This window comes from Peribacillus sp. NPDC097284, assembly GCF_044761765.1.
GTDB lineage: Bacteria > Bacillota > Bacilli > Bacillales > DSM-1321 > Peribacillus.
The window spans coordinates 381,782-404,225 of the sequence record NZ_JBIWCZ010000002.1 but is presented as its reverse complement, the minus strand read 5'-3'; the positions used below and the strand labels follow the sequence as shown (position 1 = coordinate 404,225).

General features: G+C 40.2%; 27 protein-coding genes. All 27 read right to left on the bottom strand.

Going from position 1 to position 22,444, the window contains the following annotated elements:
- Positions 1-9: 9 nt before the first annotated feature.
- Positions 10-1,092, bottom strand: coding sequence for a flagellar biosynthesis protein FlhB (flhB, locus tag ACIQXU_RS07750; protein WP_402868355.1), 1,083 nt, complete (start codon positions 1,090-1,092; stop codon positions 10-12).
- A gap of 2 nt (positions 1,093-1,094) precedes the next feature.
- On the bottom strand, positions 1,095-1,871 hold the full coding sequence (fliR, locus tag ACIQXU_RS07745; protein WP_402868354.1) for a flagellar biosynthetic protein FliR: 777 nt from the start codon (positions 1,869-1,871) through the stop codon (positions 1,095-1,097).
- Positions 1,872-1,874: 3 nt separating this feature from the next.
- Positions 1,875-2,144, bottom strand: coding sequence for a flagellar biosynthesis protein FliQ (fliQ, locus tag ACIQXU_RS07740; protein ID WP_402987915.1), 270 nt, complete (start codon positions 2,142-2,144; stop codon positions 1,875-1,877).
- 14 nt (positions 2,145-2,158) lie between these two features.
- On the bottom strand, positions 2,159-2,824 hold the full coding sequence (fliP, locus tag ACIQXU_RS07735) for a flagellar type III secretion system pore protein FliP (protein WP_402868349.1): 666 nt from the start codon (positions 2,822-2,824) through the stop codon (positions 2,159-2,161).
- Positions 2,821-3,495, bottom strand: coding sequence for a flagellar biosynthetic protein FliO (locus tag ACIQXU_RS07730; RefSeq protein ID WP_402987912.1), 675 nt, complete (start codon positions 3,493-3,495; stop codon positions 2,821-2,823). The genes fliP and ACIQXU_RS07730 overlap by 4 nt, the downstream gene beginning before the upstream one ends.
- Before the next feature lie 19 nt (positions 3,496-3,514).
- The gene (cheY, locus tag ACIQXU_RS07725) at positions 3,515-3,877 is read right to left on the bottom strand and encodes a chemotaxis protein CheY (RefSeq protein ID WP_063231856.1); all 363 of its coding nucleotides are present in this window, start codon (positions 3,875-3,877) and stop codon (positions 3,515-3,517) included.
- 20 nt (positions 3,878-3,897) lie between these two features.
- On the bottom strand, positions 3,898-5,124 hold the full coding sequence (fliY, locus tag ACIQXU_RS07720) for a flagellar motor switch phosphatase FliY (RefSeq protein WP_402987909.1): 1,227 nt from the start codon (positions 5,122-5,124) through the stop codon (positions 3,898-3,900).
- On the bottom strand, positions 5,114-6,112 hold the full coding sequence (gene fliM, locus ACIQXU_RS07715) for a flagellar motor switch protein FliM (protein ID WP_402868343.1): 999 nt from the start codon (positions 6,110-6,112) through the stop codon (positions 5,114-5,116). Before fliM ends, fliY begins: the two co-directional genes overlap by 11 nt.
- 52 nt (positions 6,113-6,164) lie before the next feature.
- Positions 6,165-6,593, bottom strand: a complete 429-nt coding sequence (fliL, locus tag ACIQXU_RS07710; RefSeq protein WP_402987906.1) for a flagellar basal body-associated protein FliL — start codon at positions 6,591-6,593, stop codon at positions 6,165-6,167.
- Positions 6,590-6,805, bottom strand: a complete 216-nt coding sequence (locus ACIQXU_RS07705; protein WP_402988021.1) for a flagellar FlbD family protein — start codon at positions 6,803-6,805, stop codon at positions 6,590-6,592. Before ACIQXU_RS07705 ends, fliL begins: the two co-directional genes overlap by 4 nt.
- A gap of 50 nt (positions 6,806-6,855) precedes the next feature.
- Complete coding sequence (gene flgF / locus ACIQXU_RS07700; protein ID WP_402987903.1) at positions 6,856-8,058, bottom strand: flagellar basal-body rod protein FlgF; 1,203 nt, start codon at positions 8,056-8,058, stop codon at positions 6,856-6,858.
- A gap of 77 nt (positions 8,059-8,135) precedes the next feature.
- Positions 8,136-8,519, bottom strand: coding sequence for a TIGR02530 family flagellar biosynthesis protein (locus ACIQXU_RS07695; protein WP_402987900.1), 384 nt, complete (start codon positions 8,517-8,519; stop codon positions 8,136-8,138).
- An 11-nt stretch (positions 8,520-8,530) separates the two neighbouring features.
- Complete coding sequence (gene flgD / locus ACIQXU_RS07690) at positions 8,531-9,166, bottom strand: flagellar hook assembly protein FlgD (RefSeq protein ID WP_402987897.1); 636 nt, start codon at positions 9,164-9,166, stop codon at positions 8,531-8,533.
- 8 nt (positions 9,167-9,174) lie between these two features.
- Positions 9,175-10,572, bottom strand: a complete 1,398-nt coding sequence (locus tag ACIQXU_RS07685; RefSeq protein WP_402987894.1) for a flagellar hook-length control protein FliK — start codon at positions 10,570-10,572, stop codon at positions 9,175-9,177.
- A 26-nt stretch (positions 10,573-10,598) separates the two neighbouring features.
- Complete coding sequence (locus ACIQXU_RS07680) at positions 10,599-11,216, bottom strand: MotE family protein (RefSeq protein WP_402987891.1); 618 nt, start codon at positions 11,214-11,216, stop codon at positions 10,599-10,601.
- A gap of 8 nt (positions 11,217-11,224) precedes the next feature.
- The gene (gene fliJ, locus ACIQXU_RS07675) at positions 11,225-11,668 is read right to left on the bottom strand and encodes a flagellar export protein FliJ (RefSeq protein WP_402868333.1); all 444 of its coding nucleotides are present in this window, start codon (positions 11,666-11,668) and stop codon (positions 11,225-11,227) included.
- Positions 11,669-11,670: 2 nt separating this feature from the next.
- Entirely contained in the window at positions 11,671-12,990 is a 1,320-nt protein-coding gene (fliI, locus tag ACIQXU_RS07670) for a flagellar protein export ATPase FliI (RefSeq protein ID WP_402956307.1), read from the bottom strand.
- A gap of 2 nt (positions 12,991-12,992) precedes the next feature.
- Positions 12,993-13,754: a flagellar assembly protein FliH gene (gene fliH, locus ACIQXU_RS07665; RefSeq protein WP_402987888.1), complete on the bottom strand. Its 762-nt coding sequence runs from the start codon at positions 13,752-13,754 to the stop codon at positions 12,993-12,995.
- Positions 13,747-14,766: a flagellar motor switch protein FliG gene (fliG, locus tag ACIQXU_RS07660; RefSeq protein ID WP_402956303.1), complete on the bottom strand. Its 1,020-nt coding sequence runs from the start codon at positions 14,764-14,766 to the stop codon at positions 13,747-13,749. The genes fliH and fliG overlap by 8 nt, the downstream gene beginning before the upstream one ends.
- A 12-nt stretch (positions 14,767-14,778) precedes the next feature.
- Positions 14,779-16,380: a flagellar basal-body MS-ring/collar protein FliF gene (fliF, locus tag ACIQXU_RS07655; RefSeq protein ID WP_402987885.1), complete on the bottom strand. Its 1,602-nt coding sequence runs from the start codon at positions 16,378-16,380 to the stop codon at positions 14,779-14,781.
- 93 nt (positions 16,381-16,473) lie between these two features.
- Positions 16,474-16,782: a flagellar hook-basal body complex protein FliE gene (gene fliE / locus ACIQXU_RS07650; RefSeq protein WP_402956299.1), complete on the bottom strand. Its 309-nt coding sequence runs from the start codon at positions 16,780-16,782 to the stop codon at positions 16,474-16,476.
- Positions 16,783-16,805: 23 nt separating this feature from the next.
- Entirely contained in the window at positions 16,806-17,264 is a 459-nt protein-coding gene (gene flgC / locus ACIQXU_RS07645; RefSeq protein ID WP_402956297.1) for a flagellar basal body rod protein FlgC, read from the bottom strand.
- On the bottom strand, positions 17,264-17,659 hold the full coding sequence (flgB, locus tag ACIQXU_RS07640; protein WP_402956295.1) for a flagellar basal body rod protein FlgB: 396 nt from the start codon (positions 17,657-17,659) through the stop codon (positions 17,264-17,266). Before flgB ends, flgC begins: the two co-directional genes overlap by 1 nt.
- A gap of 983 nt (positions 17,660-18,642) precedes the next feature.
- Complete coding sequence (gene codY, locus ACIQXU_RS07635; protein WP_402868321.1) at positions 18,643-19,422, bottom strand: GTP-sensing pleiotropic transcriptional regulator CodY; 780 nt, start codon at positions 19,420-19,422, stop codon at positions 18,643-18,645.
- Between the two features lie 107 nt (positions 19,423-19,529).
- A complete protein-coding gene (hslU, locus tag ACIQXU_RS07630; protein WP_402868319.1) occupies positions 19,530-20,939 on the bottom strand; it encodes an ATP-dependent protease ATPase subunit HslU in 1,410 nt (469 codons plus the stop codon).
- 13 nt (positions 20,940-20,952) lie between these two features.
- Positions 20,953-21,480 (bottom strand): HslVU peptidase proteolytic subunit, encoded by a 528-nt coding sequence (gene hslV, locus ACIQXU_RS07625; protein WP_402868317.1) that lies wholly within the window; start codon positions 21,478-21,480, stop codon positions 20,953-20,955.
- 20 nt (positions 21,481-21,500) lie between these two features.
- Positions 21,501-22,403 (bottom strand): tyrosine recombinase XerC, encoded by a 903-nt coding sequence (xerC, locus tag ACIQXU_RS07620; protein WP_402868315.1) that lies wholly within the window; start codon positions 22,401-22,403, stop codon positions 21,501-21,503.
- Positions 22,404-22,444: the final 41 nt, after the last annotated feature.

Here is a 22,444-nt window from a genome sequence, read left to right as displayed (position 1 = left end):
ATCTACCTTTTAAAGCTTGCCTTTCGTTTTATATACAAAGGCCAGTATTTCAGCGACTGCCTTAAAAAACTCTTCCGGTATCGCTTGTCCCACTTCGGCTTGATCATATAACGATCTTGCCAAAGGCCGATTTTCAACCATGACGACATCATTTTCTTTCGCGATATATTTAATCTTCTGAGCAACAAAATCCACACCCTTCGCCACGACAAAGGGAGCTTCCGCTTCATTTTCATCATATTTTAGAGCAATGGCAAAATGCGTGGGGTTTGTAATGACAACGTCCGCATTCGGCACTTCCTGCATCATTCTCTGGGCAGCCATCTGACGTTGCTTTTGCCTGATTTTAGATTTAATGAGCGGGTCGCCTTCAGAATTTTTATATTCATCCTTAATATCTTGCTTAGACATCCGGATGTTTTTTTCAAAGTCATATTTTTGATACATATAGTCCAATAGTGCAATGAACAATAAAGCCACGGCAGCATAATACCCTACTTTAATCGTAATATCCGCCAATGTTGCCATTGCATCTGCCACAGATATCTGTGATAAAATCATAATCTCTTCCATACGGTTCCAGAGTACATAAAAAGCAACAAAACCAACAAATGATATTTTAAGAATGGATTTCAATAATTCAACAATTGCCCTCATGGAAAAAATTCGTTTAAACCCTTTAATGGGGTCCAGCTTTTCGAGCTTGAACTGAATCGATTCCGTAGAAAACATAAAACCGATTTGCATCACATTGGCCAAAATCCCTGCTACCACTGCTGCCAGAAAAACAGGACCCAGAACAAGTCCCATCTCTACAAGAATTTCGAGCAAAATGACTTGCATCCCCTCTTCACTGAAATCGGCCATCGTGAAGTTCTGTAGGTATTTCTTCATAAGGGAGAGTAAATGATTGTACATATAGGGTCCCATCAGCAGCAACACTGAGAATACAGTGATTAAATTAACTGATGTGTTGACATCCTGACTTTTGGCAACTTGTCCTTTTTTCTTTGAATCCTGACGTTTTTTTGGGGTTGCCTTTTCCGTTTTTTCACCGGCGAAAAACTGTAAATCCAGTTGTATCCATTCCATTGTCATAAGCCCCCGATCAGCTGCATTAACTGACGCATCGTCAGGAGCATGAAGTTAAATAACTGTGACACAACCGTCATCATCATTCCCATGACTATGATGACAATCGCTAAACCCACGATGATTTTCACAGGGATGCCGACAACAAAAACATTTAGTTGAGGAACGGTCCTTGCTAGGATACCAAGCGTGACATCCACTAAAAATATGCTCCCCACAACTGGGATCGCCATTTGAAAGGCAATCATAAATGCTTTACTAAACGCCTTGGCCAAGTACTCTATTATTGTTTGGTCGCCGAACGGGACGAACAATTGGTCAATCGGGATAAATTGATAGCTATAAAAGATTCCATCCAGTAGTAAATGATGACCATTGGTGCTTAATAGAAACAATAGGGCTATCGTGTATAAATATTGTCCCATCAAGGGACTTTGTGCTCCTGTTTGTGGATCGATGACATTCGCTATCGAAAAGCCCAGTTGAAAATCGATTAACCCACCGGCAATTTGGACCGCAGACAAAATCATATAAGCAGCAAACCCAATGAAAAGTCCTACAAGTGCTTCTTTCATGATCAATAAATAAAAAGTCACATCCAAATCCAGAACCGGGGCATCGATGGTATAGTACATGATCCAAGCCAGGAAAACCCCCAACCCGATTCTGTGCTGTATCGGAATTGATCGATACGAAAAAATCGGCATGGCCACGAAAAAGGTAGTAACCCTGACTACTATTAATAAAAAAGCAGGAAAGTAAGGGAATATTTCCTCCATGCCCTAACCTACAAATCGATTCAAATTACCGAATATATCATTGGCGTACGATAATAGATGACTGAGCATCCATGGGGCCAATAAAATAAGCGCCAATAAAACAGCCACAATTTTCGGAACGAAGGCCAATGTTTGCTCCTGAATCTGAGTGGTTGCCTGAAAGATACTTACTAATAACCCGACCACAAGAGCTATCAACATCAACGGACCCGCAACAATCAACACCATATAAATCCCTTTTTCTGCTACATCAATCACATAATCTGCACTCATCTTTTCTCACCTGCTTAAAAACTCTGTAATAATGACTTCACTACTAAATACCAACCATCAACAAGAATGAAGAGAAGGATCTTGAATGGGAGGGAAATCATGACCGGCGGTAACATCATCATCCCCATTGACATCAGGACGCTGGCAATAACCATATCTATCACTAAAAATGGAATGAAAATCATGAATCCTATTTGAAAGGCCGTTTTAATTTCACTGATTGCAAATGCTGGAACAAAAGCAGTCAAGGGGATATCCTGTATCGTTTTTGGCTGTTCTACCTGGGCATAGTCAAGAAATAAGGCCAGGTCTTTCTGTCTCGTATGAGCGCTCATAAATTCCTTAAAAGGAATCGCTGCTTGCTCATACGCCTCTTCCAAATCAATTTCTTCATTAAATAAAGGAGTCAATGCCTTCTCATTCACTTCCTGGAAAGTGGGAGCCATGATGAAAAAAGTCATGAAAAGAGCCAAGCCGACCAGTACCTGGTTCGGCGGCATCTGTTGCGTCGCCAGCGAAGTCCTGACAAAACTGAGTACGATGATGATCCTCGTAAAACACGTCATTAAAATCAATATACTAGGAGCAAGAGATAAAACGGTTAGCAAAAGAACTAACTTGACGGAAGTAGAGACGCTAGTGGGATCACTGTTGTTAAAGAACTCCATGAACTCATTCATTCTTTGTCTCTTCCTTTCCTATCAAGTTCTTTTAACAGCTTCTTCCTGCTTTTAGACATTTTCTCGAGCTGATTTTTGAACTCCGAGGAAAAACTATTAGTCTCTGTTTCATCCTTTTTCAGCCATTTGCCTTTCATTTTTGCCACAAGATCTCTTGGCTGGATCATCTGGTCCATTTTCCCATTGTAATCTTCTATCAGCTGTTCATATTCTTTTGGATCATCTATTTCCTTTAAAAGTTGGATGTTTTCACCAACCCCTACGACTAGAATCCTTCCTCCGACTTTTACAAGCTGTACGGATCGGTTTGCCCCAAGACTCGTACCTCCCAGATTCTCAACCGAATTGGCTTTTTGATACGTTTTGCTTTTCTTTCCTACAAATCTTAAAACTATATAGAGCAGCACGACCACAAAAATGGTCGCAAGAATCATCCTGAGGAACTCCCATCCAGTAATCCCCACTTTTTCAGGATTCGTTGCTTCATCGGTAGATTGGGAATCGGTAGAAAGGGATTCTTTTGATTTATCAGTTTTATCCGTTTTTGAATTTTCTGGCTCAAAAAAATTCTTTACTGTGTCATCCTGATCTTGTGCATGGGCCTGAATGGCCCCGCAAAACACAATGACTAGCGCTAATGAAACTTGAAGCCATTTTTTTAAAGCAAACAATATGAAGACACCCTCTTAGTTAGCTTAGTGCTTTATTTATGGCTTCCAATACGCGATCCGCTTGGAACGGTTTTACAATGAAATCTTTGGCTCCCGCTTGAATGGCATCAATGACCATCGCTTGTTGGCCCATTGCAGAGCACATGATGACCTTGGCTTGAGGATTTACCTTTTTAATTTCCTTTAATGCGGTAATTCCATCCATTTCAGGCATCGTTATATCCATCGTTACAAGATCCGGGTGCGTTTCTTTATATTTCTCAACTGCTTGGGCTCCATCTGCCGCTTCTCCGACAATCTCAAAGCCATTTTTAGAAAGGATGTCCTTGATCATCATTCTCATAAATGCTGCATCGTCTACAATTAATATTCTATTTGCCATTTTGTTTCTTCCCCCAAATTTTATCTAATTTTTTTTAATCGGTCGCTCTGACTCATAATATCAGTAACTCGAACTCCAAAGTTTTCATCAATGACAACAACTTCGCCCTTTGCGATTAACCGGCTGTTTACAAGAATATCAACGGGTTCCCCAGCCAGTTTATCCAATTCAATGATAGAACCGGATGACAACTCCAGGATTTCCTTGACCGAACGCTTTGTCCTGCCAAGCTCTACCGTTACTTGAAGAGGAATGTCCATCAGCATGCTGAGGTTCTTCGTTTCCGATTCTTGAAGTTGATAAGGCTGAAAACTTGTGAAACTAGCTGGTTGGATATTTACAGGCTTTCCATTGGATGCACTTGGTGAACCAAAATGCTGAGGTTCATTGGGCATTTGATAAGTCTGTTGTTGTGCCTGATAAGGCATTTGTGCATATGGATCATGGGCTGATTGGTTCGTAATCGGCATCTGTGATTGAACTGTCGCTTGTGTCGGAATGCTCTGTGGCTGATTTTTGGCCACCTGTTCCATTTCCTTTGGAATTTCGGCAGGTTCACTATCTCCGGTACCATTCAATAGTTCATCGACCAATCCCTTAGCGAACTCTAAAGGCAATAACTGCATGATGCTTGAATCAATTAAATCACCGACGCGCAACCGGAACGAAATTTTTGCAAATAGATCTTCGTTCGGGATGGCGTCCTCGCCTTCGCCGTTCAAAAAATTGAGTAAATCTATGCTAGGTGGAGAAATATCAACCTTTTTGCTGAAAATGGTCGACATTGACGTAGCGGCGGACCCCATCATTTGATTCATTGCTTCCTGGACCGCGCTTAATTGGATTTCACCTAGCATATCCGAAGGACTTAATCCATCACCACCCAACATCAAATCGGCGATGATGGCTGCATCACTTTGCTTGATAACAAGCATATTGATACCGGAAAAACCCTCCGTATACCTTACTTGGATGGCCACATATGGCTGTGGAAACTCCTCTGCTATCTTACCCTTTTCAATGATGGTAACAGTCGGAGTCGTGATATCCACCTTTTGGTTCAATAAGGTAGATAATGCAGTTGCTGAGCTTCCGAAAGAGATATTCCCGATTTCACCGAGTGCATCCAGTTCCATTGCTGATAAATAATCAGCAATGGGAAGCGAGCTTACCCCTTCATCTGTATCATCTGTACCTTTTAAAAGGGCATCTATTTCGTCTTGTGAAAGCATTTCGTCACTTACCATCTTCGTCTCCCCCTTTCAAAATATCAAGAATCTGGATGGCATGTTTTTTACCTACTTTGCCTGGCTGCCCACTATATTTTGGAATTCCTCCAACTTTAATTAATAAAGGTTGATCGATTGCCTGATTTAAATCGATAACATCACCTACATCAAGAAGCAGAAAATCCTGTATGGTAATATCAGTGGTTCCAAGCTCGGATATAATCGGGAGGTCTGAATTCCTGATACGCGTTTCCAAGACCTTGATTTCCTCAGGCAGTCTTTCTTTTTGGGACGTTTCCATCCAGTAATGAGCAGATAACTTTGGTATGATTGGTTCTAATACGACGTGCGGTATACATATATTGATCATTCCACTTGTTTCACCAATCTGGGTATTCAACGAAATGACCACCACTGTGTCATTGGGTGAAACTAGCTGTAAGAACTGCGGATTCACTTCGAATTCCGTCATCACCGGTTCGATTTCGACAATTGTCTCCCAGGCTTCCTGTAAATTTTCAAAAGCCTTCTCAAAGAGATTTGACATGATTTTCGTTTCGATTTCCGTTAGACTGTCAACTTTATTTGCACTGACGCCCCTGCCGCCCAACACCCGGTCCATCATGGAGTACGCAATATTCGGGTTGACCTCCAGTATGATGCGACCATCCAAGGGTGGGACCTCGAATACATTCAAAATTGTCATTTTTGGGATGGACCGTATAAATTCTTCATAAGGGATTTGGTCAGCGGAAGCGACCGAAATTTGAACATAGGTTCTTAGCTGCGCTGAAAAATAGGTTGTCAATAACCTTGCGAAATTGTCATGGATGCGTGTCAAACTCCTAATTTGGTCTTTCGAGAACCGGAGCGCTCTCTTGAAGTCGTACACTTTCACCCTTTTTTCTATTTCTTCTTTCTTTAAATCGTCTGCATCCATTTCTCCTGTAGAAATCGCTGATAGTAGTGCATCAATTTCATTTTGCGATAATATTTCCCCGGACATTAGCATTCACCTCCAAAACTTCCCCTTCTTATTTAATGAAGTCAGGATGTTCTTATTGAAGAATCGAGGAGGTTATATAAACCTTTTCAACTTTTCCTTCTTCCATTAATTCATTAATTTTAGTCTTTAATGTATTCTGAAGTTTTTCCTTGCCCTTTTTACCTGTCAAATCTGTTGCCTTCATTTCGGAAAGCTCGGTTATAATGATATTTTTCACTTGAAAATTCCTTTTTTCCAGTTCTTCTTTAGCCTTTTTACTATCTGTCTGGACCATAAATGATATTTTAATATAATCATTGCCCGCTAGATTCGTCGTAATCTCAGGAATTTCAACAGAAGATTTAACGATTTCATCTATACTTGGCTTGTCTTCTGCCGATGTGGGGTCAGATAACTTCGTAACAACCACTACTGCTATGACGCCAACCAGGGTTATCGCCACAAGCATAATCAATATAATCGTCAATAGCTTTTTTTTCATACGCTTCCCTCCCCATCTTTTTGAAATCCAAGAACGTTAACGGAACGGTAGAATTGAATGATAGCCTGAATCAATTCCTCTTCTTTCTCAAGTACTACAATCTTCTTGCCATTTGTAAAAGTAATGGTCGTATCCGGCAGCGATTCGACCGTATCTATGTACAATGCATTAATATGAAATCTTTTGCCATTCAGCCTTGTCACTTTAATAATAATATGTAGGAGCCAGAGCAAATCAGCGCCTGGCTCCTCCCTCCCTTAACCTATCGTTTTAAGTTAACCAGTTCTTGCAGAATTTCATCAGACGTCGTGATGATCCGCGAATTCGACTGGAAACCACGCTGAGCAACAATCATCTCCGTGAACTCTTCGGATAAATCGACGTTGGACATTTCCAATGACCCGGATGCAAGTGTTCCGCGGCCATCCCCAGCTACACCGATGTTCGCCGTTCCTGAGTTAATCGATTCCTGGAATGTGCTACCGCCAGTTTTGGTTAAACCAGAAGCGTTTGAGAACTTGGCGATGGCCAACTGACCCAATGTCACGATTTTCCCGTTTGAGTATATTCCATTAATTTCACCTGAAGCGCCGAAGTTAAAGCTTTCCAGTTTTCCTTCTTTATTACCGTTTGGATTGACAAGAGCTGTTGTTGTTCCTGCAACTTGGGTAAGGTTTGAAAAATTATAATTTATGGTAGCTTCTGTTTTATTACCAGAAGTGTAATTACCGTTATTATCAAAAGCAAGAGTAGTTAATTGACCTGAACCTGTAGTACCAGGAACAGTCGGTGGTTCCTGGTCTACAAATACATCCCATGAACCAGTAGTAGCATTTGGTTCAGATGTTTTTTGAAAATACATCGTTTTCGTTTGTTCTTGACCCTTATCATCAATCACTTTGATTTGCTGACTAAATACGGAACCTTTAATAGCGTCTGCTGCAAGATTCTCACTCACGGTTACTGTAGTTGTCTTTACTGCCGGTAAAACAGCATTTACGTTAACTGCTACATCACCGATTGTATTCGATAATTTTCCATTTGCATCAACCTTGTAGGCTTGTACTTTGGATCCACTCGAGTTTACGAGGGTACCATTATCATCTAAATAGAAATTTCCGGCACGTGTATACGATAAGGCGTCACCTTGTTTAACGACGAAATAGCCATCACCGGATACAGCCAAGTCTAGATCACGTCCAGTAGTTTGCAAGCTTGATTGACTATGAATCGTGTCTATCGTCGCGATTGTAGATCCTAAACCTACTTGTTTGGCATTGGTCCCCCCTCTATTTTCCGTTGCAGCACTTGCCCCTGATATTGTTTGGTTCATCGTATCACTGAAAGTAACACGGCTTTTCTTAAAACCATACGTATTTACATTAGCCACATTATTCCCGATGACATCCAATTTTGTTTGTAAGTTTTTCAACCCACTGATTCCTGAGTACATTGAACGAAGCATATTAAACGTTCCCCTTTCATATTAGCGACTGCTTCTGTCATTCCACAGTCTAGGCTTCCTATACTAGGGCCGGCCCGTTAATCCAGTAATATGGTTCCATTGATATTCGTGAAAATTTGAGACGATGCTTCATCTCGGTCCATGACAGTGATAACTTTGTTATTTTTCGTGCTGACTACGAGCGCCGCATTATCGGTGATTATGAGTGACTCTGTCACTCCCATCTTTTTGGCCTCACTTGCTTTATCGGCAATTAGATCCCAAGTTTGGGGATTTATTTCTATTTTCCTTTGATTCATCCGCATTTGAGCGTGTTTACTGATCGTCAGTTTTTCAACATCTGTTACAGCTGTCTTGAAGTGCTGTTGAAATCCTTGCTGGACCGTTTGCCTTTGTCTCAAGGGTGATTTCATCAGTGGTATCGCTTGAGCGGAATTAGTTTGAAAGCCTAGTTTATTCATCGTTCCGCTCCTTAAGCGCCAGCTATTTTTATCAATTGCTCTCTTGATAATTTTGTGCCTGTTTCATCATCCACTTCGATTTGCAGCTTGCCATTATTCATCGATACTGATGTTACAATGGCCGACTGCTCACCGTTTTTCTCATCATTCCACGTGACACTTTTACCAATCAGCTCGCTTGCTGTCGTCAGGCTATTTGAGCCTGTTCCCGTCTGCTTCATGGCTGAAATATTCGCCGGTTCAAGTTTGGTTCCATCTTCTAAAAGGAAATAAACTTTATCTCCTTTAAATTGAATTGAATCCACGATTCCTGTTCCTTCTTCAATTGCAAGGTTCTCATCACCCTCGTCAAGTTTATGCCATGTCACTTCTTTACCAACAAAGGAGTTATAGTTCATCAAACTATTTTGCTGATTGGATGCAAGCAACTCGTCCATTTTAGTTCCGATATTCATCATCTGTTCTAAAGATGAAAAAGTCGCCATTTGGGCTATGAACTCCGAATTGTCCATCGGGCTTGAAGGGTCTTGATTTTGCAGTTGAGTAAGCAACAACTTCAGGAAATCATCTTTTCCTAGATTATCCCCCGTTTTTCTTGTTTCGGTTTGATAGTTTGATAACATGAGTGATGTATCAATCGTCGTCATTTCTTCACCTACACTTCTAGATTTAACAGGGCTTCAGCAAATGAACTGGTAAATTCACTTTCTGATTCTTCGTTACTTTCCTGCTTGCTTTCTTGGTGTTGTCTGCTTTGGTCCTCTGCATCTTTCTGGCTGAATTTCTCTGCATTGAAAGAGTTGAAGGCCTGTGCAATTTCGATTTTTTCGATTTGAATGTTCTGCCCGCTAAAGGCTTGCTTTAAACCTTGAACCTGTTTCTCCAGCATATCCTTTGCTTGTGCTGTAGTGGCTAAGATTCTTGCTGTCATCAGACCATCTTTTTGGATCAATTCAATTCTAAGTGAACCCAGGTGTTCAGGATTCAGTCTGATTAACAGCTTATTGACGCCATTCGTTCCTGAGAAATTTGATTTGTTCAGGATGGATTCAAATCGCTTGACGAATTCATCTTGACTAACCGTCTGTCCATCTTTGGAAGCTGTCATAACCAGCTGTTCCAGTTTTGTGATTTGCCCCTGTACACTTGCACCTTGGTTAATAGCTTCATTTAAAACCTTTTCATTGCTAAGCGTTCCTGAATTTCCACTTTTCGTTAGAGTGAGCTTAAAGTGAGCTGACTTTACAATCTGTATTGGCAAACCCAGACCTTGCTTGTTTCCTTCTTTATCAGCCCCTACCATCCGAGAGAATGCATTCCTCACCGTTTCGAGAGATTTATTCTGCCCTTTGTCCACTAGAACTGAAAAATCAAGATCTCCACTTTTTTTCTGTTGCTCATTGGACACCCATTTTTCAAGCTTTCCGGTTATTCCATCAAGCACGTTCTTCATTTGCTTCTGGATGGATGCTTCGTCCTGTGTCATATCTTTAGTTTCTGATAGAAGTTCCTGAACTTTCACTAGCTTTAAAAGGTTTGCCGTTCCCTCTATTGGGAGCTGTTTCCACTCATCTTCACTTAACGATGCAACTTGTTTAAGGATTGTATATAGGTCCATGACATTAGCACCGAGAAGACTTTGAGCGTCGAGTGCCATCTCTTCCTGGTCACTATCTAAATCAAGTTCTTCGATACTTGTAAAAAATCTCTCTAGACTAGTTTTGTCATCACCGTTAAGAATTTGCAGTAGCTGTAAAAGTAACTCTCCCGAACCTGACGACTCGTTTATTAACAAGTCCTCAGCTGCTACTCCCCCTTCAAGATCACTTAAATTGGATTGTTTCAAGAAATCCACCAAATCCTTTAGTGTTGTGAGTTTTTCCTCCGAAAGAGTGATAGATTCTGCATCCAACGTCTTGTCCGAATCTGTCTCTACAGTCAATGCGGATTGAAGGGCGGATCCAAACTGGGCATTTGATCCTTGGCTCTGGTTGGGTTGTACTTTTTTATTCACTGATGCCAAAGGTAGCATCGAATTAATGGCCGAATTCACGTTTAAATCACCTCCTTTCATACGACTTACGTACTAGACTCTGTTAGTTTCTTCGTTAATCTGACAGCATCTGCGGTAGGCATCTGCTCCAAGACCTTCGCTAATGTATCAGCTTTCATACTTGCCAAGATTTTCACGGCATCTTCATCGTTCATCTCCGTAATGATTGGCGCTGATTTTTTAGGAGCCATCGTTTCATATGTGCGTATGATGTCCTTGAATGCCCGTTTACTCCCATCCTGGCTTTCTTTAAGCTGATTCAATTGAGTTTGTATTTGCTGTTTTTCTGCCTCAGCCTTTTCGACCGCTTGATCACGGGTGTCAATGATGCTTTCAAGTTTCTTTATCTCTTTTTCCTTGTCTTTAATTTCAGTCTCTAGTCTAGCCAATCTTTTTGAATCCTTACCAATCTCTTGTGCAGGTTTTACTTTTTCATCATCTTTTTCAAATAGTTCAGTTAAGGGGATTTTCCCTGATAGCTCCTTAGCCTTTTCCATGACATTCACACCGGCTACAGTAAAAACGATCAATGCAACAGTCACCGCAAAAATCAAAGGGATAAAGATGACAAGAAACCATTGAAATTTACTTATTTTACTTTCTTCCAATTCATCCAATCCAGTTGGTTCTTCTTTTTTACGCATTCTATCACCTAACGCCCTTTACTTAAGAATTGCCTGATAGATATTTCATCCATTTGTCTATTCTCATCTTCCTTGATGATATCCAAGAATTTATGAAAATCGTTTTCTTTCATTTTCTCGTACTTCTTCACTTCAATATTTCTTTCCATTAATACTTCTTGCAGGACATTCATTTTATAACGAGCTTCTATGACTTCCTCCTGGCTAAGACTTATGAGCTTTTCAAGATTGTCCATAAACAGCTGGTGATGGCGAATTTCTTGAATGGACAAACCATTTCTCAACCTTTCCTCTTGGAATGCCAGTAAGTCCTCTTTTTTCTTCAAGAACTTATATAGTTTTCCAGCCACTTCTTCAAACTTTTTCAGCGCTGTATTATATTTAGATAGTGCATCTCTTTTTTCTTTTTCTTTTATGGTAAGGATCTTTTCGAACTTATATTGATAAATCATAGCTACTCACCTCTTTCCATCAAATCTACAAGGTTTCCTATACTTATATCTTTAGGCGCCTTTTCATGAGTGCCCTGCTTTAAAAATGAAATGATTTCCGGGTAGCGCTTTATGGAATTATCTATTTCCTTCGAAGATCCCCTTTTATAAGCTCCTATATTAATTAAATCTTCCGAATCCATATAAGTAGATAAGTTTGCACGTAGTTCTTCTGCCGACTTTTTGTGTCTTTCTCCAACGATGTTATTCATGACTCGGCTGATGCTCTTTAAAACATTAAGCGCGGGATACTGGCCCTTGTTAGCCAAATTACGGTCTAAGATGAAATGCCCGTCCAATATTCCCCTGACTGCATCGGCAATTGGTTCATTCATATCGTCTCCATCAACAAGAACTGTATAAAAGGCTGTTATAGATCCTAGTTGATTTGTTCCCGTTCTTTCTAAAAGTCTTGGAAGAATGGCGAATACCGATGGTGTATACCCTTTTGTCGTAGGTGGCTCACCGACAGCTAGTCCGATTTCCCTTTGGGCCATCGCCACCCTTGTGACAGAGTCCATCATCAACATTACATTCAATCCCTTATCCCGAAAGTATTCTGCAATTGCAGTTGCTGTCATTGCTCCTTTAATCCGCATCAACGCTGGCTGATCGGAAGTTGCCACCACCACAATGGAACGAGCCAATCCCTCTGGACCAAGATCCTTCTCAATGAACTCCCGAACCTCCCGACCACGTTCCCCAACAAGTCCAATAACATTTAAGTCAGCTGTCGTATTCCTGGCCACCATGCCTAGCAATGTACTTTTCCCTACTCCACTCCCAGCGAAAATCCCGACACGTTGCCCTTTTCCGACTGTTAGTAGACTATCTATCACCCTGACACCAACATCAATCGGTTCATCAATCGGTGGTCTTTCCATAGGATTGGGAGGATCTTGATCGACTGGTACCGTAGCTAGTCCCTTCGGAAGCAGGGAATGATCGATGGGAAAACCCAGAGGATCGACAACCTGGCCAATCAATCCGCTTCCCACTTTTATCTCAAGGCTACGCCCACTTCCTTCGACGATGCACCCTGGTGAAATATCACTCACAGCTGTAAATGGCATGAGAATAACCATTTCATCGCGGAAACCGACGACTTCAGCCAGTATCGGTTTTTTCTTTTTTTGAACACCGGTATAGATATAGCAAACGTCTCCAACAGAGCTTTCAGGGCCTTGAGATTCAATCATCAACCCTACGACACGCTTGACTCGGCCATAGTGTTTAAATGTATCGACTTCATCAATATAGGGTATGAGGTCTCTCGCTTTCATCTTTACTCCCCTTCCAACAGTTCGGATAGTTTTGCCTTAATTTCTAGTAGTTGACTATCGACACTTGCATCAATTCTTCCATTCTCCGACTCTATGATACAGCTGCCTTCATCCAATTCATCATCAGGATAAATATATAATTCCGTTTCTTTTGGAAAAATCGAAATCAGTTCATCCTTGTGAGAAAGAATCGATTGGTATCTGGACGGATGAATGTGCAGCTGAACTTCCCGGTATTCCCTTGCTTCTTTAATCGCTCCCTTAACGAGAGATAAGAATGTTTCTTCCTTAGCCTCCAATTGCTGTCCGATGATTTTTTTGGCTACGTTCAATGCTATATCTAGAATGACTGATTCAGAGGATTCAAGATGCTGCTGATAATCAACTTTTGATGCCTCCACCACTTCTTTAGCAAAAGCGATGTCCCCGGCCATCTCGTTATAGCCCTTTTGAAGTCCATCCTCAATGCCCTGTTGGTATCCTTCTTTTTGTGCTTGTTCAATGTATATTCTTTTTTCCTCTTGCTCCCAATAATCCTTTGCTTGTTGAATTTCTTCGACAATCGTTTCGGCTTGCTGCTTTGCTTCTATTAATATGGCATCCGCTTCTTGTATGGTTTGATTAAGAAATTCATTAGGTGGGAAGTGATTGGTGACTTGCCCCTCATCATTTTCTGTTACCTGGACATCAAATTGCCGGATTTTAATCGTGAATTTGTTACTTTCATCTTCCTTCGCCTGATGAGATTTAATAATTCTAGACAATAATATCATCCCCTCCGCCACGGGCGATTACAATTTCACCAGTTTCTTCAAGGCGGCGAATGACAGCAACGATTCTTGATTGTGCTTCTTCTACATCACGTAGACGAACAGGTCCCATATATTCCATTTCTTCCTCAAAGGTTTCGACCATCCGTTTGGACATATTGCGGAATACAATGTCTTTCACTTCCTCACTTGCCACTTTAAGTGCAAGTTTAAGATCTTCATTATCCGATTCCCGAACCACGCGTTGAATGGCTCTACCATCAAGGGTCACGATATCTTCAAAGACAAACATCCTCTTCTTGATTTCTTCTGCAAGTTCAGGGTCTTGAATTTCAAGAGCATCCAAAATGGTTCGTTCCGTGGAACGATCGACTCCGTTCAGGACATCTACCACAGCTTCGACACCACCGGTTTGTGTATAGTCCTGGGTAACGGTTGCAGAAAGTTTTCTTTCTAATATCTGTTCCACTTCATTAATAATCTCTGGCGAAGTGCTATCCATCAAAGCAATCCTTCTTGCAATGTCTGCCTGCACTTCTTGAGGCAGTTCTGATAAAATTTGTCCGGCCTGTGTTGGATCAAGATAAGATAAAATCAGGGCAATCGTCTGAGGGTGCTCGTTTTGAATAAAGTTCAATATTTGCCCTGGGTCTGCTTTACGAGCAAAGTCGAAAGGCCGAACTTGCAGGGATGAAGTTAAACGGTTAATGATGGCCGCAGCTTGATCGGTACCTAACGCCTTTTCCAAAACCTGCTTCGCGTATCCTATCCCACCTTGCGAAATATAATCCTGTGCTAAAGCGATGTTATGAAATTCCTCTAAAATCTCTTCCTTATCGTGCGAGTCGACACTTCTAACTCCTGAAATCTCCAGAGTCAGCCTCTCGATTTCTTCTTCTGAAAGATGCTTATATACGGATGCAGAAACATCCGGGCCTAAGGAGATAAGGAGGATTGCCGCCTTTTGTTTACCTGTCAATCCACCCTTTTTCTTTCGATCTATCACTTGCATGGCCTCCTAATCTTCTGCTATCCAGCTTCTTAATAATTTTGCGAATTCATCTGGCTTCTCTTTAGCCAATTTTTCAAGCTGTTTCCTTTTTAAAGAGGCCTCCGATTCCGTCTCTTTATTTAAATCAGGAACTTCGAATTGGGCTTCCTCTTCTACTTCCTCGTAATACTCCTCTTCCAAATCCCGTTGACGTCTTGAACGGAAGAATAAGACTAATAGAATGATAATGACTAGCAATAGAACTCCACCAACAATATAAACCCATATCGGTAGTGAGGAAGCATTCTCCTCTTCTGAGATCTTCATTTTTCCATTAAAAGGTTGTACGGAAATGGCAATCTTCTGATTTAATTCATCATCTGTCAGTTCTTCCCCTACCGCTTTTTTATCTATCGTCGTTCGGATAATCGTGCTTAGGATTTGTGTGATATCATCCACGCTCTGTTGAGATAATGAATTCGGATCATCAGCGGTAGGTGGTTCTACCATGACTTGAATGCCTAAATCCTTGACTTTATATGGACTTTCAACGATTTCTTTCTTGATTCGGTTCACTTCACTATTTATAGTTTCATCTGATTTTTCATAATCGCCTGAACCTGTCGTACCTTCTACATAACTGGAACCCAATGAATCCGCGGAGTCTTCACTTTGGGGAATTCCCCCATTTTCAGCTGCGTCCCCGCTATACGATTCGTTGATCCTTTGGGCTGAAATTTCTATTCCAGCCATATTTTCCTCATCTACCGGCTCCACAAGGTTCTCTTCCCGATTTTCTTGAGTAAAATCAATGTCGGTCGTAACGGAAACGGCCACTTTATCCCGCCCCATAATAGTTCCAAGCATATTTTGCACTTGTCTTTGTATATCTCGTTCTATTTCTTTTTTTATCTCATTTTGAGATTGAAAAGCAGAACCGAATGACGAATTTTCATTTTTAAGGTCATAATACTCAAAATCTTGATTCATGATGACGATATTATCTGTAGGAAGGTTGGGAACACTTTTCGAAACAAGATGATATAGGGAATTGACTTGACTCTCCTCGAACTTATAGCCCGATTTCGTATTCAATACAATCGATGCTGAAGCTTCACCGGCGGATTCGCTGACAAAGACTCCTTTATCAGGAAGCGTAATCATGACGCTAGCGTCCTCGACTCCATCAATTTTCTTTATTAAATTGGATAACTCTGTTTGCATCGTATCCAATTTAATTACATTAAACTCATTTTCAGTCATTCCCAATCCAGCTCCCTGGCTAAAGAATGAATAATCGATGCTACCAGACTCAGGTATTCCCTCAGCCGCTAGTTCGACTTTGAGCGTATCAACACTTTCTTGTGGTACTTTGATGGTTGTACCGTTATCCGCAATCTCGTTTTTTATTCCTTGACTGTCTAAATTTTCTTTTATGCTACCCGTCTCGGATGGTTTCAGATTGGAATATAACGGAACCAATGTCGTTCGGGTTGCGAAAAATGAGGCAACCATGACGATGATGATGACTAATGCCGTTGAACCAATCATTATCATCTTTTGTTTTCTACTTCTTGTACTCCAGTAACCAGTTATTTTATTTTTAAAGTTCACTAGTGCATCATTCATTTAAATCCCCCGGTCAGTCTATGAATTTATGAGAGGAGGCATTTTCCCCCCTAGCCATTTTTCTCTCTTTATATGAGGTCTTTAAAATGAATGTTAAATGCTCATTCTCATCATTTCCTGGTAGGCTTCGACCACTTTATTCCGAACCTCTAACGTAGCCTGCATCGTAATGCTCGCCTTTTGTGAAGCAATCATCACATTATGAAGTTCCACGTCTTCTCCGTTAGCTAACTTAGCTGTAAGGCTGTCCGATGATACCTGGGCCTCGTTAACTTTATTCATAGTTTCTTTTAATACGGACGCAAAATCTTGTTGCGCTTCGTATGGTGTACTTGTGTTAGTCTGCTGACTTTTCCATGCTTTATCTATATTGCTTATGCTTGAAAGAGAAATCCCCTCCATAATGCACACGCTCCAATCAAAAATTATTTACCGATTTCTAATGCCTTCATCATCATTCCCTTTGATGCATTCAAAACAGTGACATTGGCTTCATAGGATCTAGTGACGCTCATTAAGTCGACCATTTCTCTCAGTGGATCCACGTTTGGCATCTCTACATATCCATCTTCATTTGCATCTGGGTGATCTGGATTGTAATCCAGTTCAAATGGTGTTTCATCTTTAACAATTCCTGATACTTTTACACCTGTACCCGTACCGTTCGTTTTTCCGGTTGCTGCATCTAGAAAACTTGCAAAACTTGCTTCCTTATTTTGCAGAACAACCGATTTTCTTGAATAAGGTTTCCATTGTCCCGACTCCGCATCAAATTCGGCTCTAGTCGTATCGGCATTAGCCATATTGGCAGAAATCACATCCATCCGAAGCCTTTGGGCAGTCAAAGCTGAGCCCGTCGTATTAATACTCTGAAAAATCCCCATTACTTCCCACCCCTAATCACTGATTCCAATGACTGGAATTTACCCGAAAGTCTATCCGTTACAGCATTATAATAAATTTGATTCGTAGCCAGGTCCGTCATTTCTTTATCGACATCCACACTGTTCCCGTTACTGTTATAATTCACATTGTTCTGTGTAACAATGGAAGAAGTCGCTTTGCCGTTTGATTTAAAGCTAAAGTGCCTGTCATCGGTACGATATGATTGAATAGCCGTATCAAGTTCTGTTCGAAAGGACTTTGTATTAGAAACATCTTTCGCCTTATAATTCGGCGTATCGGAATTAGCAATATTTTGCGAAATGACCTTTTGTTTCGTACTAGAAAAATTCAGAGCGTTTTCCAGTGATTGAAAGGTATTTGAAAATAACTCCATTTTGTCGTTCCCCTCTTTCTATCCAAGCAAATAATAACTTATGTGATAAATAAATCCATTATCTTAATATCCTTAATTTTAAAGAAACGCAAGAACGATGTCTATAATCAATATATAGACTTTAGACCTATTATAGTCGAAAAATGTCACAATTTGCTCAAATTTATAGCTTTTTCATTTAAATTCCTAGTCAATTGTGACGTTATATTACATTATTTTATGATTTTATCCATTTTTTATCTTTAAATACTTATTTATCATACAGAATCACAAACCCATATACCTGATACTTTAGAACTAATTAGTATAGAAACCATCAGGTATATATTGGTAATAGTTTAATGGTAATCTACATACTGCTTCAGCAAAGGGTGAATTAACGTGTAAAAAATCAGATTTTTTACAAATACTGACTCCCTAATTTTTTTAAAAGAATATAAAACTATTAAAGCATTCGACTTTTTTCCACATATTAAACTTCCCGGAAATTCCGATTAATAAATGCCTGAGATATAAAGTATTCTTAAAATTAATGAAGACAATCTTTTATTGACCATAGAGGACTGTCTATTCAGATAGCTATTACAGTATAATTACCCTTTATAAGGAAAAATATACTGTATTTTGGATAAACGATTCTTTATCCTCATACTGCCTATTAGAATTTGATTCCAATTACCCTATAATGGAAAACTTCATTATAAATTGAACCTCCTACATGTTCTTATAACTACTACCTTAGTTTTACCGGATGAAGGATATATTAAATAAGTGCAATTTAATATATATACGATTATATTTCGTACCTAACCCCAAAAAGGCACGATCTCTCACCCACTAAGAGATCGTGCCTTTTTGGTTAGATTGCTAGAAATCGAGATGCTAATTTTCTCCATCTACATTTAAAGATAAAAAAAGGATCCGGAATTAAATTCCCGAACCCTTTCCTTTGGTACTATCAGCTTTATATCTAGAGCTGAATTTTAGTTATTTTTAAGTTTTTCTAACTCGTTAAGGAATTTATCGTTCAATACTTTGATGTACGTCCCTTTCATTCCTAATGAACGTGATTCAATAACACCGGCACTTTCAAGTTTTCTAAGTGCATTTACGATTACTGAACGAGTAATACCAACTCTGTCTGCAATTTTAGATGCAACAAGTAATCCTTCGTTCCCTTTAAGTTCTTCGAATATATGTTCAATAGCTTCTAATTCACTGTAAGAAAGTGAAGATATAGCCATTTGAACGACTGCTTTACTACGTGCCTCTTCTTCAATCTCTTCTGATTTCTCACGAAGGATTTCCATTCCAACAACAGTGGCTCCATACTCCGCCAAGATTAAGTCGTCATCATGGAACTTATCTTGTAATCGAGCAAGAATCAATGTTCCTAAACGATCTCCCCCGCCCATGATAGGAACGATGGTAGTTAGGCCATTTGAAAACAACTCTTTATTCTCAATTGGGAAAGCTGTATATTCGCTTTCAATATCGAGGTTAGAAGATGTTTCTTGGATGTTGAATAGATTCTTTGTATACACTTCAGGGAATTGCTTATCTTCTAACATTTTATACATACGTTCATTTTCGATTTGTTGGCTTACTGCGATTCCAAGTAATTTTCCGCGACGGCTAACGACGAATACATTCGCTTCGATTACTTCACTTAAACTTTCTGCCATTTCTTTGAAATTAACTGCTTTTCCTGCTGCTTTTTGGAGCATTGCATTAATTTTTCTTGTTTTTGCTAATAAGTTCATCTGACTTGTTCCTCCTAAAAATACCATGGTTCACAATTGACTATGAAGTTGTATTTCCGTAATGTGATGTAATTTGCTTAGGCAATGAATATTGCCGCTGGTTCATTCTAAAGGATAAACTGGCTTAAGTCTTTATTACGGGCAATCGAGCCCAGCTTATCTTCGACATATTGAGGAGTGATTGTAATCTTCTCCATCGTAATGTCAGGAGCTTCGAAAGATAAGTCCTCTAGAAGACGCTCCAGGATTGTATGAAGGCGCCTTGCCCCAATATTATCTGTGTTTTGATTAACCTCGAAAGCCACTTCTGCTATCTTACTTACAGCTTCGTCAGAAAATTCAATTTCTATACCTTCTGTTTCTAATAAAGCTACATATTGCTTTAACAGAGCATTATCCGGCTCGTGTAAAATTTTCACAAAGTCTTCGACGGTCAATTTGTTTAATTCCACACGGATTGGAAAACGGCCCTGCAGCTCAGGAATAAGATCCGAGGGTTTAGCCGTATGGAAAGCCCCTGCTGCAATGAAGAGTACATGATCGGTTTTAACGGATCCGTATTTTGTTACAACTGTAGACCCTTCAACAATTGGAAGGATATCCCGTTGTACACCTTCTCTTGAAACGTCCGCTGAAGAACTTCCCGACTGTTTGCTAGCGATCTTATCAATTTCATCGATGAATATTATCCCATTTTGCTCTGCACCGTATACAGCATCCGATGTTACTTCATCCATGTCGATTAATTTTGCCGCTTCCTCATTGGTCAAGACAACTCGTGCTTCGCTTACTTTCAATTTACGCTTTTTATTTTTCTTGGGCATCAAGCTTCCCAAGGCATCCTGCATATTCATCCCCATTTGTTCCATTCCCGAACCTTGTAGCATATCAAACATGGATGCGGCCTGTTCTTCCACCTCAACTGTAATCATTTCATTCTCTAACTCGCCTTTAGCCAGCTGATTGGCCACAAGCTTTCTTTTTTGCTGAAGGCTTAAATCTTCTGAGTTGTCACTCGAATCCTGTTCAGCTTGATTCGTTCCTCCTCCGAAAAATGCTTCGAGAGGGTTTTTGAAATTGCTCTGTTTTTTATTAGATGGCACTAATAAATCAATTAAACGGCGATTGGCATTTTCCTCTGCCCGTTCTCTGACACTAACCATCTTTTCTTCCTTCACGAGGCGGACGGAAGTCTCCACTAAATCACGCACCATGGATTCTACATCACGGCCGACATAACCGACTTCCGTAAATTTCGTTGCTTCCACTTTCACAAAAGGAGCACCAACCAATTTAGCCATTCTCCGAGCAATTTCTGTTTTCCCAACACCAGTCGGTCCAATCATTAATATGTTTTTAGGAACGACTTCATCACGAAGTTGTTCTGAGAGTAAAGAACGACGATATCGATTACGCAATGCAACCGCTACTGCACGTTTTGCTTCACTCTGTCCTACAATATATTGATCCAGTTTCTCTACGATTTGCCTCGGTGTTAAATTAGTTTTCTTTGACATTGTGCGCTCCTCCTTACAACTCTTCCACGATTATATTCGTATTTGTAAATACACAAATTTCCGCTGCAATTTGTAAAGATGATTGGGCTATTTCCCTTGCCGATAGGTTTTCACTAGAAAAACGCTTTAAAGCCCTGCCTGCAGCTAGAGCATAATTTCCACCAGATCCTATGGCTAGAATCCCGTCGTCAGGTTCAATTACTTCTCCAGTACCGGAAACGAGAAGCAAATCTTGTTTATTCATGACAATTAACATTGCTTCCAGCTTTCTAAGCACATTATCACTCCGCCATTGCTTCGCCATTTCGACGGCTGCACGTTGAAGATTCCCATTGTATTCCTCAAGCTTGGCTTCAAACATTTCGAAAAGAGTGAATGCGTCTGCAACAGAACCTGCAAAACCTGCCAGGACATTCCCGTTAAAGATTTTCCTCACTTTTCTTGCCGTATGCTTCATCACTACTGAATTCCCTAAAGTAACCTGCCCATCACCGGACATGGCACATTCTCCTTTATGATGCACTGCAAATATCGTTGTCATAAAGTGTCCCCTTTCAACTTTTAAGCCCGCGGATGTGATGCATTGTAGACTTTTTTTAATTGGTCCTTTGTTACATGCGTATACACTTGCGTAGATGAAATTTTTGAATGTCCAAGCAGTTCCTGAACCGTACGTATATCTGCCCCGTTATTTAAAAGGTGAGTGGCAAATGAATGCCTCAACATATGGGGATGCAGATTTCCATCAGCGGCCGACTTTTTAATCAATTCATTTAATATATAACGGACCCCCCTAGGTGTAAGGGGTTCTCCGCGAAAGTTAACAAATAAATAAGCATGCGCCTTAGCGTCAGACGATGTCATTTCCATCCTGGCTGTACGTATGTATAAATCTATCGCTTCCTGAGCATAACTGCCAACCGGGACATACCGATCTTTCTTCCCTTTTCCATGGATCAGTACGGTTCCAAGCGAGAGATCGATATCCTGTACTTTGATTTCACAGCACTCACTTACGCGAATGCCAGTAGCATACAGTAATTCCAGTAATGCAACGTTTCTGATTTCAATTGGGGTATCTTTCTTTAAAGAAGAAAACAACTGATTGACTTCTTCCTCATACAGAAAGCGAGGCAATCTCTGTTCCTTTTTGGGTAAAGATGCAAGGGAAAAAGGATTATCCTTGACTTCCCCTTCCCTCATTAGAAATTTATAAAAACTACGCAAACAAGATGTTTTTCTTGCTACAGTCCTCTTTGAAAGTTGTTTCTCATATAAATTCGTCAAATATAGCCGGACATCCATATATTCGACTGACGCGACATCGGTAATCCGTTGTTCGTTCAGGAATAAGAAAAATTCGTGAATATCCCGCTTGTAATTTTCAATCGTGTAGTGTGAACTATTTTTTTCTATTTGTAGATATTCAATGAAGGAAGATAACGCCTTATTTTGATTGATCATAGAAACACCTCGCAAAGGCTTATAAATAGTATCATACTTTA